This is a genomic window from Youxingia wuxianensis, from assembly GCF_014385085.1.
In the GTDB taxonomy this organism is placed as follows: domain Bacteria; phylum Bacillota; class Clostridia; order Oscillospirales; family Ruminococcaceae; genus Youxingia; species Youxingia wuxianensis.
The window spans coordinates 54,868-67,349 of sequence record NZ_JACRTD010000002.1 but is presented as its reverse complement, the minus strand read 5'-3'; the positions used below and the strand labels follow the sequence as shown (position 1 = coordinate 67,349).

Genomic DNA, 12,482 nt, shown 5'->3' with positions numbered 1-12,482 from the left:
AGCTTTTCCCATATTTGCCATGTTTATACACCGATCCCTTAAATTGTAAACTTTGCAAAATCTTGTCGATTTTATCCCAAAAAGTGATCAAAGCAAGAAGGATCTCGGGCATAATAATCCCTTCTATTCTTCTTGCTTTTCATGCCACTAATATTCTATTTTATTCTTTGTCCATGTATTCCTTCGCATTGTTGATCGCCAATTTAATCCGGTCGATCAACGTCAGCTTAGGAGACTGGGGGGTTAATTCAATCTTGTCTCCTTCGTTCAGATCTATATATTCTATCTGATATTTGTCCATTTTGGCAAGCCCTAAGGTCTGTGTGGCATAATCTTCCACATTGCGCAGGGAAATTTTAGATTCCAATTCCGCCTGAAGACGGGTATTTTCACTTTGCATTTCAGCCAGTTCCTTGTTGGCGGAATTAATTTTTACCGTCAACTCGGTAAGCATCGCACGGTTATAAAGCATCACCGCCACAATGGCAATCACCACCGCCAGAGCCGCTGTAATTTTCAGCGCCGCGGCCCATTGAAATTTCCTGCGAGCGGTTTGAGCCGGCAAGGGCACTAATGTGGGCTTTTTTACTTTCAGTTTGGTTTTCACGGCAAAATGATCCAAATCATAGGCCACGCTTCCCATCCCATGCAGCACTTTTTGTTCCATGCCTTTTCCTCTCTCCATCATTGTTATACGTCTTACAGTTTTTCAATAATTCGCAGCTTTGCGCTTTTACTGCGGCTGTTCTGTTCCAATTCCTGCTCGCTGGCTCCGATTGGCTTACGGTTAATAAGTACGCCTTTTGGTTTGTTGCCGCACACGCATACCGGAAATTCGGGCGGACAAGTACAGCCCTGACACAGCGCGGCAAATCGCTGTTTTACCATCCGGTCCTCCAGGGAGTGGAAAGTAAGGATTACCATTCTCCCATGAGGATTCAAAAAATCGAAGGCTTCCTCTAAAAAAAGCGACAAGCTTTCCAACTCGCCGTTTACCTCGATACGGATCGCCTGAAATACCCGCTTAGCCGGATGTCCGCCCTGACGGCGTACTTTTGCCGGCATAGAATGTTCAATAATCTCTACCAATTCTCCGGTAGTTTCCACAGGAGCCTGCTGCCGCTGCCGAAGAATATTTTTCGCTATTTGAGGAGAAAATTTCTCTTCCCCATATTCTCTAAAAATTCGTACCAAATCCTCATATTCATACCCATTGACCACATCCCATGCACTTTTGCCCGCTTTGCTCATGCGCATATCTAAAGGCGCGTCGTGCATATAGGAAAACCCTCGTTCGGCGGCGTCCAGCTGGAAGGAGGATACCCCTAAATCAAGAAGGATACCATCCACCTTGGAGAGGCCCAGCTGGCCCAATACCGAACCCAGTTGAGAAAAATCGCTTTGAACTACCTGCGCCTGAGGGAAGGGCGCAAGCCGGGATGTCGCTGTATAAACTGCGTCAGGATCCTTGTCGATAGCAATTAACTGCCCTGACGTCAGCCGTTTGGCAATTTCTTGGGAGTGTCCCCCGCCGCCTGCCGTACCATCCACATAAATTCCATCGGAACGGATATGCAGGCCCTGGATACACTCCGAAAGCATAACGGAATAATGATGAAATTCCATTTTTCCGCCCCCGCTAGAAGCCTAGCTCGTCCATCGCCAAAGCAATGGCATCGGAGGTAAGGGCTGCGTTGTTTTCCTCCCAGCGCTGTGGGTTCCAAATCTCCGCTCGGTTGGCGACGCCTGCGATAGTAACGTCCTTATCCAGTCCGGCGTATTCCCGCAGGTGAGCAGGCAAAACTACTCTTCCCTGCTTGTCCGGCTCTACTTCCGCGGCTCCGGCAAAGAAAAAACGCTTGAGTGGCGCAGATTTTGCAATAGGCAGTAATTGCATTTTATCCGCAAGCAGTTCCCACTCCTTTAGGGAGTAGACAAACAGGCAGTTATCCAGTCCTCTGGTGATGATAAAACGCTCTCCGAGCTCTTCCCGAAGTTTTGCCGGGAAGTTTACCCGCCCTTTGGCGTCCAGGTTGTGAAAGTATTGACCTGTGAGCATTTTATCACCTCGCTTCCCCACAGAATGTGAAAAGATAACCACTTTAACCCACTTTTCACCACTCAATTTCTTTTATTATACATTTATGATAAAAAAATTGCAATACCTAATTATGGGAAATAAAAAAAAACCACCGCAAAGTTCGATGGTTTTTGCAAGGAAAATCTGTTATTAGAACAGGGGCCGGACCGGGGCAGACAAGATTTCTCCAGTTTGAAAATCATGATGGTACCGGCAATCTTTTTGAACAGGCATCCAAATGAATAAAGAGCGTCCCGCACGGGACGCTCTTTATTTTTATATGAACTGGCGGTTCTTCCAGCGGCCGCTCATCAGCCGCCATATGTACACTACCGCCCGGTACAGCCAATCGGCGCTCATCGCTATCCATACTCCTAATACTCCCACGTCAAACCACATGCTGATCAAATAACTTAACCCTACCCGGAACACCCACATAGATAGAATGGAGTGGATCATGGTAAACTTTACGTCGTTGGCCGCCTGCAACCCCATGGGCAGGGTGAAGGACGATGGCCACAAGAAGATACAGGTAATCGCATGGTAAATAATAATCTGTTTGGCAATCTCTGCCGTTTGAGGCGTCAGGTGGTACATCCAGGTGATGCCATCCGCCAGTACCCACGACAGCACGCAGATTACTCCAGTCACTATGTACGCCAGATTGTTTAGCTTTATCATATAGCGTTTGGCCTGTTCAAAATCTCCGGCGCCCACACACTGGCCGACTACCGTGATCATAGCAAGCCCAATAGCGTACGGCGCCATATGCGAAAACTCCGATATGGTCAGCACCACCGCGTTGGCGGCGATAGCGGCTGTGCCAAAAGAAGTGACGATCCTTTGCACCAGCAATTTTCCCACATGAAAAACACTATTCTCCAGTCCTGTCGGAACAGCGATACGCAGGATGTTCTTTACCATCCATAGATGATAAGAGGTTTTCAAAGAGTTAACCCAAATCCTGCCCTTAGGACGGCGCAGTAAAATTACCAGCATAATAGCGCTGAACATCCGGGCGATCAACGAAGCTAGTCCCGCGCCAAAAATTCCCCACTGGAAACCGTAAATGAACAAAGCGTTGAGGCCCACGTTGATTATATTCATCAATAAAGTGGAAATCATAGGAGTTTTACTGTCTCCCATAGCACGGAACAATGCCGAATAGCTATCGAATATACCGATAAAAGGGTAAGATGCAGCAGCGGTATAAAAATAAATCCGCGCTTGATTGATAACGGTATCCTCCGCCGCACCATATAATCCGTTTAAAATCCAGCCATTGGCCGCCAAAGCGAACACGCCGATGGCAAGAGAAAATAAAATCATTACTACGATGAGATGCTTTCCTGCCGTGTTCGCGTTCTGGTCATCCTTCTTCCCCAAGTATTGAGAGGTCACAATGGAACCACCGGTGGCCAAGGAGGAAAACAGTCCTAAAACTAATAAATTCAAGCTGTCTACCAAAGAAACCCCGGACATCGCTACCTCGCCTACCGAAGAAACCATCAGTGCATCCGCAATCCCCACCAGGCCCATGAGCACCTGTTCTACCACCAGGGGCAATATCAATTTAAACAGGTCCTTTTTGCTAAACAATGTCATCCCTCACGTTTCCTCAAACCAATGCCCCTTATTTATGTAAGCGGTTAATGTAACTAGTTACATGAATTATACTCTTTTTGCGGCCTCAATGTCAACCAGTGTACGAAAGGAACTGTCGAAAATGCCAAATAACATCTCCTATTTTAGTCAATATTAAAAAGCGGCCCTCGATGAAAGCCCCAAAATCCGCAGGAGGTCTTCCGTGTCACGGGGGAAGGCCGCGCCGCCAAGCGCCAAGCGCTTGCCGCCTAAGGCGGACGCAAACCAAAGGTTTGCGCGGCGCGGCCGAAAAAAATCTCACCGGGCAAAAATTGCCCGGTGAGATACCTTTAAATAGTTATTCCTCGTCTTCAGGAGCGTCCCAGTTATGGTAAATCTCCTGTACGTCGTCGTTGTCTTCCAATATATCGATCAGTTTCTGCATTTTTTCCGCCAGCTCTGGATCCTCTATTTTGGTCATAGTCGAAGGTACGTATTCCACCTCGCTGGACACAAAGTCATAGCCTTTGCCCCGCAGCGCATCGCTTACTGTACGCAGGTCAGTCGGCTCGGTGTACACCTCCACCACATCTTCCTCAAAATTAAAGTCCGCCGCCCCTGCATCGAAGCAGTCGTCCATCACCTTTTCCTCATCTAAAGAACCATCGTTTTCGATAACGATAATCCCTTTCTGGGAGAACATAAAAGACACGCTGCCGGTTTGCCCCAGATTTCCGCCAAATTTATCAAAATAATGGCGCAGATCTCCCGCGGTACGGTTGCGGTTGTCGGTGAGAGTTTCTACGATGACAGCTACCCCGCTGGGGCCATAGCCTTCGTATGTAATCTCCTCATAGTTGTCCTTATCGCTATCCCCGGCTTTTTTGATAATCCGGTCGATATTATCGTTGGGTACGTTGTTCGCTTTCGCTTTAGCGATCAAATCCCGCAGTTTGCTGTTGCTGTTGGGATCCGCCCCGCCCTCCCGGACGGCAACAGAAATTTCGCGGCCGATTTTGGTAAAAATCTTAGCTCGCTGACCGTCGGTTTTTTCTTTTTTACGTTTGATATTGGCCCATTTGGAATGTCCAGACATACTAATACCTCGCTCTATACTCAATTTTATTATTTTATAAAGATTCCCTTTCCATTCGGATCATCGCCCCTTTAGGCAAAGGGTGATCGTAGGGGATCAGATACCGCTTCATCGGATGGCAGGCCGTTTCCACTTCGCCTTCTTCAGGGTCGATAATACGCTGTATTTTAATAGGAACCGGCTTCCCTTTTGGAAGCATTACTTCCGCCATATCTCCTTTAAAAAACCGGTTACGCTCAATAACCTCTAAAAAGCCGTCTTTATAATCGTCTACTACCGCAATGATATCCCAGCTGCGCACATAACCGGCATTTTGATAATATTGGCCCGGCTTACCGAAATAAAAACCGGTAGAATATTCCCGATGGCTTACTTTTCTAGTTTCCTGCACAATCCACTCCGAAAGATGAAACTCTTGGGGCGAATGCAGATATTCATCCACCGCATTGCGGTAAGCGTTGGTTATTGCCGCAACATAATATTCCGATTTTGCCCTGCCCTCAATCTTAAGGGAAGTAACCCCGGCGTTCACCAATTTATCAATGTGCTCGATCATACACAAATCTTTCGCATTTAGAATATAACTGCCCTTTTCATCCTCAAACACTGGAAAATACTGTCCCGGACGTTTCTCCTCCATAAGAAAGTATCCCCAGCGGCAAGGCTGGGCACATTCTCCCCGGTTGGCGTCCCGCTGAACCATATAGTTACTCAGCAAGCATCTCCCGGATACGGACATGCACATCGCCCCATGGACAAAAGTTTCTATCTCAAGCTGTGGCGGAGTGTGCTCCCGCAGATATTTTATCTCATCCAGCGACAACTCCCTTGCCAGCACTACGCGCGCCGCGCCCATATGATAGAGCTCCGTCGCCGTCAAATAGTTCATAACCCCAGCTTGGGTGGAAATATGCAGCGGGATATCCGGCAAAACTTTTTTTACAGTCATCATTACGCCTACATCCGCCGCGATAATCGCGTCTACACCGCAATCTCCTGCTATTTTTAAAAATTCCGGCAACTCGTCGGCTTCTTGGTTGGTAGGCACCGTATTGCAGGTCAAATAAACCTTTACCCCTTTTTGATGACAAAGGCCCACAGCCTGCTTTAGCTCGTCCGGGGCGAAATTTTGCGGGGCCGCCCGCATCCCAAACATTTTCGCCCCCAGGTACACAGCGTCCGCACCATATTGCACTGCTGCCGCAAGGCGCTGCATATCCCCCGCCGGGGACAGTACCTCCGGTGTAATCAAATTGATTTTCTCCTTTTTTTGGGGGCGTAAAACTACGCCCCCTCAAAATTTTTATTCGGTTACCGTATCGATTCCATGGGTTTTTCCTTTTTTGGACGCCTCCAGCACATTTATATCATGCTGCTGGGCGGTTTCTGCATAGTAGTAATTTCCTTCCTCATCCGTTACAAAGAAGAAGTAATTACTCTCCTGGGGATTCAACGCCGCCTCAATCGCCGCCACGCCTGGACTGCAGATGGGTCCTACCGGCAGTCCCTGGCAGACATAGGTGTTGTATGCGTCATACATCTCTTGATCCGCAACGGAAATATATGGCTTGATATCGTCCTCTACATAGAAGATGGTAACATCCGACTGAAGCTGCGGGAAGGAATCTGGGTTCTTCAGTCTGTTGTGGAATACGCCGGAGACTGGACTCATGTCCGCCACATTTCCCGCTTCCTTCTGGATCATAGAGGCTAAGGTAATTGTTTCATCAAGAGTCATACCCATTTTTTCCATTTCAGCGAACATCTCGTCAGTAACGCGATCGTTAAACGCCTTCAAAAATTTCTGTACTACCCGGCTAACGCTTTCCCCTTCATAGAACAGGTACGTATCTGGGAAAATATAGCCTTCATATTTATGATAGCGCAAATCATTGTCCGGGATCTGGGAAAGGAAGTCATAACCAAAATCCATATCCCCATTTTCCAAGTAATCCAAAAATTCTTCTCTGGAAACCACTTTATTTTCTTCCAGCCTGTCCGCAATTTCACTAAGGGTCATACCTTCATAGAAGGTAATTTGCACCTCTACCTTTTTGGTGTTCCCGATGCGGAAGGCCGCGAGGATTTCTTCATAACTCATATTGGAGTTGAGCACATAGGTGCCCGGCACCAGGTTTTCCGCTTTATTTTTCAGCCCCGCATACACCTGGAAGGTGAACGACTGCTGGATAACTCCGTTTTCTTTTAACAGTTTCGCAATTTCAGGAATAGACTGGTTTTCCGGCAGCTCTATCTCCACCTGGGAATCCTGTTTGTTTAGTCCAAACATATCGCTGGCGCTCTGCAACGCAAAAAACGCGAGAAAAATGGAAACACCCAGTACGATCACCAACACAAGGATTGCCTTGGCCCAGCGTCCACTGCCGCCCCCGCTGCCGCGACCGCCGCGGCCTCCTCCATCTCGGTCGTGATTATCGTTGTTTCCCCCGCCGTAGCTGTACTGAGGCTCCGGCGTAAGATCATAAAATTCAGAATCATCAATATTTACCTGAAAGGATCTTTTCTCTTCTCTTCTTTCCCCCCGCACCTTTGTATCATGGTGCATCTGGGCATTTCCCACGCCGGCCGCGGCCATGGCGCGGGGCCGCTGTGCGCCAGCGGGTGCCGCAGAAGATGCCGCTTGCCTGGGCGGCGTGTATTCCTGTTTACTGGCTTGGGGCCGAGAAGCTCTGTGCAGGTCCCCTTCATAATCGAACATGGGCCGGCGCACCTGCTCCTTCTGCAGCTGTGAATCATCTATTTCATCTAATTTGAAGTTTTTTATTAAATCATCAAATTCATCTCTATTGCTCATGTATCCTCCAATTCTTCCGACAACAACTTTCTAAAATCGCGGCTATCCAGTGAATATATTAAGTTCAAATATTTACCAAATCATTTTATTGGACACAAAACCAAGTATATTTTACCTCATATATAAAAAAAATACAAGGCGCAAAGATTTTATAATCATAAACTATTTTCTTTTAAAAGAGATGTAACCTCATTGCCCGGTTTCACATAGTATATAGCAAATAACCAACAGCGAGGTGTAAACAATATGTGTAACAATATGTGCAATAATGACTGCGGATGTGGCTGCGGCTACAACAACTACAACAATGGTTGCGGATGCGGCGGCTTCGGCGGCTATAACTCCTGGCTCTGGATCATCCTCATTATTATCATCCTGTTCTGGGGTTGTGGCGCTTGGTAATCTAAGCGGTGTACATTGGCAAGCTTACATGGGGACACGGCTTTGCCGCGTCCCCATGTTGCTGTCAATGTTGTCTTTTTATACTCCACAGGCGTTTTTCGGTGATAATTAAATCCACCTGTACATCATATTTCCCATGCCACAGGTGCTGGCGCATATTTTCCTGATAAACGATCCCAATTTTTTCCCCGGGATATCCAGATAAAAACCGATCGTAATATCCCGCCCCATATCCCAGACGATATCCCTGCCGGTCATACGCTAAGGCGGGTACAATACAGATGCTGTTATGAAACTGGACAAGTTTTTTGCATTTATGCGGCACTGGCTCCATCACGCCAAAGGTCTGCGGTTCCAGCTGCTCAAAGCTGGAGATCAGGAAAAATTCCATATCCCTTGTTCCCGGCACGCACCTGGGGGCCGCTACTTTTTTCCCATCCTGCCAAGCCGCCTGAATTAAGTTTAGCGTATCCACCTCGATAGGCAGGGAAACATAAGCGAGCACAGTTTCACAGCCCTCATACTCTCTAAGGCTTCGCAGCCGGTCTAGTATTCGCCGGTCGGCCTGTCCTTTGCTCTCAGCGGGCAAAGACTTGCGCCATTCTTTGATTTCTCCCCTTAATTTTTGCTTAAGGGGGCGAATATCTATCTTGCGCATTGCAGAGAATCCTTTAATATCGCCGCTCGTGCCGGAGAGGTGAGCGCCTCGGTAAGTTTCAGTCCAAATTCAACCGCCACCCCGACGCCTTTGGCGGTAATTATTTTTCCGTCTTTCACAACAGACTCCTCCAGAATTTCCGCACCTTCCAGCTGGTCTTCAAAGCTGGGAAAGCAAACGGCCTTTCTGTCCTTTAATAGCCCTTTATGCCCTAAAATAGAAGGAGCCGCGCAGATTGCGCCGATCCATTTGTCGTTGGCGTGGGCAAAATCAACAAACGACTGTACAATGGGGGAGCGCTCCAGGTTTAGGGTGCCCGGCATTCCTCCCGGCAATACGATCATTTCACAATCTTTCGGATCGGCGTCTTTGTCCTGTATATCGCACAAAACAGTTATCCCATGGGAACCTGTAATCTGACGGGAACCCACCCCTACAGTTTTTACCGGAAGCTCTGCCCGGCGAAGGATATCTACCGGCGTCAGCGCCTCGATCTCCTCGCATCCATTGGCCAAAAACACGTAAATCATATCTGTCATCCTCCTTTTAGTCAAGCACCAAGTTCATATATGGCTGTAATCTTTTGTCCCGCAGGACAACCTCTTTTACTTGGTTATCATACCAGCAGATACATCCTGCTTTGCTTACCGCAAGCCCACCGGGAAACGGATAGTCCGACGGCAGGCGCAGCCGGAAATACCCCGCTGAGTACCTGCGTTTTAACAGTCCCAGCGCCTGTATCGGCGCAAGTCCCTCCTCCAAAGCCAATTCTTTAATCAATATCTCCTCTTTCCCCGGATAGCATACCGCCGCTCCCCGCGCCTGGTTCCAGCAAAGGCCCAGTATTTCCCCGCCGGTTAAGGCAATTTCCTTCTTTCGGTAAGAAAGTTCATTTTCATCCCAGGCGATAAACAATCGGTCTTTTTCAAAGGCGGCCTTTCGCAGAGAAAAAAATTCCCGCGAAGACAAGGAGCGAATATCCCCATCTTGTATGGTTGGAATTTTTTCCCGCCGCACAATAGTTTCCCCCAAGGAAAATAGGGGATAAAACCCGTATTTCTCATAATAATTGTATAGGCTTGGCATCGAAGGAGTCAAGACTGAAAAGGATTTCCCCTGCTCTTTAAGATGTCTTTCCGCCGCCCGCAGCAGTTCCCCTGCCAGCCCCCGCCTGCGAAAATCCGGTTTTGTTGCCACGGCATAAATATAGCCGCCCTGCGCCTTCCCTGCCGTTACCGGCAGCAAAGAAAGCATGGACACCGGACACTCCCCAGCCAAAGATACCAGCGTATGCTTTTTTGGGGGATGGTTGTCAAAAAACAGGTTGGCGTATTCTTCCGGGTCGCCAAAACATTCTCGCCACAGGACCGCCAGCTCCCGGCGCATCCCTTCGTCCCCAAAGCGGATCATTTTGCCCCCCCTTTTAGGGAAGCGGTATATTTCTCCAGCAGGATCGACGGATAGTAAGACAGCTTTGCCTTTCGGAGTCCCTCTTTCCCAGTATCTTCTTCCCGGTTGATATACGAAAATCCTTCGCAGGCATGAAGGACAAACTGCTGGTTAATCATTGGGTACGCCCCTTGAATCTCCGCAAAAGCTTTTTCAATATGCACGATAAACGTATCGCTGCAAAGAGGTTTCCCCATGGTATAAGCGATCACCCGGCCATCGCTTTTGAGAAGGCCGCCCTGCATCTCCAGAGAAAAGTAATGCTCAAAACAGCTTCTCACCGCGCATGCTTCTTCCCGCAGTCCCGGATCTTCCCCGCAGCCTTGCTGGATACACCACTGGCGATTCATCTCCCAGCACTGCTCAATATTCTCTCGGCTGATGGGTTCATAGCTCCAATTATTCAGTGCTTTAAATTTATTGATATGATTGCGTTTGGCATGTAATTTTTTCCCCGCCAAACCAGCTAAGGATTCTCTGCTGTAAATATAATCGTAAAGATCCCGGGTTTCAAAAAAAACAAACCTTCCCGGAAACAGACTGTCCAGTTCTCTCGTTTGTTCTGTAAGCATCCCATGTATGGAAAAAGGTGTTTTTCGCTCCCTTGCGTCTGTAACCAAACTTTCAATCGCCTGAAGCTTGTCCCCTTGCCCAATAGGATACAGATAACTTTTCTTTTTTCCTTTACCCGCCATGACAAAATAAAAGCCGTCCTGCCGGGCTACCTGGATATCATGGACTTTTCGCCAATTAAAACTATTGGCGAAAGAATATTCGCTTCCCCGAAGATCAGCCGCCTGTAAAAAAGGTTCGATCCATTCTCTGTCTTTCATCTCAATGGGATGAAAATCAACCATTTTTTATAATCCATCCTTTTGGGTGGATTTTGCGCCCAATCCCACAGTTTCTATGTCAATCCAATTTTGCCGCTTCGTATACCATCTGTGCAATCTGCCGCACTGGATACGGCGCTTTCTCGTCGGAACAGCGCACCACTTTCCATAGAAGGTGCTGGGCCGCATACAACGCACAGTCCCGGCATTTTAACAGATAATTGAAGTTGGCTTCGTGAATGTCTTTTTTCTTCTCATCCCCATGATACCGGCGGCTTAACAGCTCGCGGGAAACCTCTGGATTCATATCCAGGTAAATCACCCGGTCCGGACGTGGAAGAGCCAGCTTACTGTACTCGAAATCCTCCATCCAGCAAAGGAAATCTTTCCACTGCTCTTTGGGCAGCTTGGACATTTGGTGGATAATATTGGAGGTCGCGTACCGGTCGGCAATAATAGTATATCCCGAAAGATAATCATTTTTCCAAAATTTATTGTAGCTTGCGTATCGATCCACCGCATAAAAGCTGCTGGCGGCATACGCGCTCACTTCTTCCGCCTGTCCCAGCTCGCCGGCAAGATACATTTTTACCAGTGCGGAGGAAGGCTCTTTATAATCTGGAAAGCTTACCGAGCGAACCGGCGTTCCCTGGGAAGTCAGCCGGTCATATAGCAGTTGCGTCTGTGTTTGTTTGCCGGAACCATCCAGGCCATCGATCACAATCAGTTTTCCCGTCATTTTTCTGTCCCGCCTTTTTTTACCTGCTGCATATGCTCCCTCATCTCTAAAGGCTTTCCGCAGGACATTTTTCCCTCGGGACAGGCGCCTCTTACACAAGGCGCTCCCGCTTTGGCAAACAGGGTGGGCGCCACAGAGGATACCAACGCCAGCATCTGGTCCGCCACCTGTCTAATCTCCCATTGCGCCCGCATACAGCACCGGTGAGAAAAAAAGTTCAAAAGGCTTCTGGCGTTCATAGTGAGGATCATCTTGGTATCACAGGCGTTAGGAAGTACAAACCGCGCATCCTCAATCGCCTGTTTTTCCGCGTTTCTGCGGGCTGTTTTTTCATCTTTGCCTTGCGCTATCAGCTGGGCATAATGTTTTTCTTTTAATATATCGGTGATTTTATCATAGCTCTCCTGCGCATTTTCCATTGCTTTTTTAAATTCTTTTGCCGCCTCAGGCACACAAGCCACTTCTGGAGGCAGCACATATTCAAAGCTGACCTCCTTTACATACCTCTGGCTTTGTACGCTGTAAGAGGCTATTCTATGCCGGGTAATCTGCGCCAGAAACGCCCGGGACACTCCTTCAATACCAAAGGTAAAATTCGCATGTTCAATCGGGCTTTCATGCCCGATTTCCGCCAGCATCTGCACAAAATCTGATGCTTTCTCCTGGGTAAGATTATCCATCAGCGTATCGATAGTGGCCGAAGAATAGCATAGTTTCGCGGCGGCGGCGATGGTTTTTTCCGGTTCTGGGGTATAGCTGATCAATGTTACCTTTGGCATGGGCTTGTCCTCCTATTGCTTATCCTATGGGGCAGGCGTACCACTTG

14 protein-coding genes are annotated in these 12,482 nt (G+C 48.1%); 1 reads left to right on the top strand and 13 read right to left on the bottom strand.

What is annotated here, in order from left to right; translation table 11 throughout:
• Positions 1–160: 160 nt before the first annotated feature.
• The 7 genes from H8705_RS02615 to mltG form a co-directional block, all read right to left on the bottom strand.
• Positions 161–667 (bottom strand): hypothetical protein, encoded by a 507-nt coding sequence (locus H8705_RS02615; RefSeq protein ID WP_262394309.1) that lies wholly within the window; start codon positions 665–667, stop codon positions 161–163.
• Between the two features lie 32 nt (positions 668–699).
• The gene (gene rsmH / locus H8705_RS02610; RefSeq protein WP_262394308.1) at positions 700–1,626 is read right to left on the bottom strand and encodes a 16S rRNA (cytosine(1402)-N(4))-methyltransferase RsmH; all 927 of its coding nucleotides are present in this window, start codon (positions 1,624–1,626) and stop codon (positions 700–702) included.
• A 13-nt stretch (positions 1,627–1,639) separates the two neighbouring features.
• The gene (gene mraZ / locus H8705_RS02605; RefSeq protein WP_262394307.1) at positions 1,640–2,059 is read right to left on the bottom strand and encodes a division/cell wall cluster transcriptional repressor MraZ; all 420 of its coding nucleotides are present in this window, start codon (positions 2,057–2,059) and stop codon (positions 1,640–1,642) included.
• A gap of 297 nt (positions 2,060–2,356) precedes the next feature.
• Positions 2,357–3,685 (bottom strand): MATE family efflux transporter, encoded by a 1,329-nt coding sequence (locus H8705_RS02600; RefSeq protein ID WP_262394306.1) that lies wholly within the window; start codon positions 3,683–3,685, stop codon positions 2,357–2,359.
• Positions 3,686–4,022: 337 nt separating this feature from the next.
• On the bottom strand, positions 4,023–4,760 hold the full coding sequence (locus H8705_RS02595; RefSeq protein ID WP_262394305.1) for a YebC/PmpR family DNA-binding transcriptional regulator: 738 nt from the start codon (positions 4,758–4,760) through the stop codon (positions 4,023–4,025).
• Between the two features lie 34 nt (positions 4,761–4,794).
• Positions 4,795–6,012: a peptidase U32 family protein gene (locus H8705_RS02590; protein WP_262394304.1), complete on the bottom strand. Its 1,218-nt coding sequence runs from the start codon at positions 6,010–6,012 to the stop codon at positions 4,795–4,797.
• A 51-nt stretch (positions 6,013–6,063) separates the two neighbouring features.
• Complete coding sequence (gene mltG, locus H8705_RS02585; protein WP_262394303.1) at positions 6,064–7,575, bottom strand: endolytic transglycosylase MltG; 1,512 nt, start codon at positions 7,573–7,575, stop codon at positions 6,064–6,066.
• 246 nt (positions 7,576–7,821) lie between these two features.
• On the opposite strand from mltG, the gene H8705_RS02580 reads away from it, so the two are divergent.
• A complete protein-coding gene (locus H8705_RS02580; protein ID WP_262394302.1) occupies positions 7,822–7,977 on the top strand; it encodes a hypothetical protein in 156 nt (51 codons plus the stop codon).
• Between the two features lie 64 nt (positions 7,978–8,041).
• Here H8705_RS02580 and H8705_RS02575 read toward each other — a convergent pair whose 3' ends face one another.
• Genes H8705_RS02575 through thyX form a run of 6 tightly spaced genes read right to left on the bottom strand, consistent with a single transcriptional unit; the run spans position 8,042 to position 12,435 of the window.
• Positions 8,042–8,635 (bottom strand): 5-formyltetrahydrofolate cyclo-ligase, encoded by a 594-nt coding sequence (locus H8705_RS02575; RefSeq protein WP_262394301.1) that lies wholly within the window; start codon positions 8,633–8,635, stop codon positions 8,042–8,044.
• Positions 8,623–9,165 carry a DJ-1 family glyoxalase III gene (locus H8705_RS02570; RefSeq protein ID WP_262394300.1) on the bottom strand — a complete coding sequence of 181 codons (543 nt, stop codon included), beginning with the start codon at positions 9,163–9,165 and terminating at the stop codon, positions 8,623–8,625. Before H8705_RS02570 ends, H8705_RS02575 begins: the two co-directional genes overlap by 13 nt.
• 16 nt (positions 9,166–9,181) lie before the next feature.
• Positions 9,182–10,045 (bottom strand): GNAT family N-acetyltransferase, encoded by an 864-nt coding sequence (locus tag H8705_RS02565; protein WP_262394299.1) that lies wholly within the window; start codon positions 10,043–10,045, stop codon positions 9,182–9,184.
• Complete coding sequence (locus tag H8705_RS02560) at positions 10,042–10,941, bottom strand: DUF2156 domain-containing protein (protein ID WP_262394298.1); 900 nt, start codon at positions 10,939–10,941, stop codon at positions 10,042–10,044. Before H8705_RS02560 ends, H8705_RS02565 begins: the two co-directional genes overlap by 4 nt.
• Positions 10,942–10,996: 55 nt before the next feature.
• The gene (locus tag H8705_RS02555) at positions 10,997–11,656 is read right to left on the bottom strand and encodes a dTMP kinase (protein WP_262394297.1); all 660 of its coding nucleotides are present in this window, start codon (positions 11,654–11,656) and stop codon (positions 10,997–10,999) included.
• Entirely contained in the window at positions 11,653–12,435 is a 783-nt protein-coding gene (gene thyX, locus H8705_RS02550; protein ID WP_262394296.1) for an FAD-dependent thymidylate synthase, read from the bottom strand. Before thyX ends, H8705_RS02555 begins: the two co-directional genes overlap by 4 nt.
• Between the last annotated feature and the right edge of the window lie 47 nt (positions 12,436–12,482).

Coding starts and splice junctions, on each gene's coding strand:
- H8705_RS02615 (WP_262394309.1), bottom strand. CDS start 667: ATGGAACAAAAAGTGCTGCATGGGATGGGAAGCGTGGCCTATGATTTG.
- rsmH (WP_262394308.1), bottom strand. CDS start 1,626: ATGGAATTTCATCATTATTCCGTTATGCTTTCGGAGTGTATCCAGGGC.
- mraZ (WP_262394307.1), bottom strand. CDS start 2,059: ATGCTCACAGGTCAATACTTTCACAACCTGGACGCCAAAGGGCGGGTA.
- H8705_RS02600 (WP_262394306.1), bottom strand. CDS start 3,685: ATGACATTGTTTAGCAAAAAGGACCTGTTTAAATTGATATTGCCCCTG.
- H8705_RS02595 (WP_262394305.1), bottom strand. CDS start 4,760: ATGTCTGGACATTCCAAATGGGCCAATATCAAACGTAAAAAAGAAAAA.
- mltG (WP_262394303.1), bottom strand. CDS start 7,575: ATGAGCAATAGAGATGAATTTGATGATTTAATAAAAAACTTCAAATTA.
- H8705_RS02580 (WP_262394302.1), top strand. CDS start 7,822: ATGTGTAACAATATGTGCAATAATGACTGCGGATGTGGCTGCGGCTAC.
- H8705_RS02575 (WP_262394301.1), bottom strand. CDS start 8,635: ATGCGCAAGATAGATATTCGCCCCCTTAAGCAAAAATTAAGGGGAGAA.
- H8705_RS02570 (WP_262394300.1), bottom strand. CDS start 9,165: ATGATTTACGTGTTTTTGGCCAATGGATGCGAGGAGATCGAGGCGCTG.
- H8705_RS02565 (WP_262394299.1), bottom strand. CDS start 10,045: ATGATCCGCTTTGGGGACGAAGGGATGCGCCGGGAGCTGGCGGTCCTG.
- H8705_RS02560 (WP_262394298.1), bottom strand. CDS start 10,941: ATGGTTGATTTTCATCCCATTGAGATGAAAGACAGAGAATGGATCGAA.
- H8705_RS02555 (WP_262394297.1), bottom strand. CDS start 11,656: ATGACGGGAAAACTGATTGTGATCGATGGCCTGGATGGTTCCGGCAAA.
- thyX (WP_262394296.1), bottom strand. CDS start 12,435: ATGCCAAAGGTAACATTGATCAGCTATACCCCAGAACCGGAAAAAACC.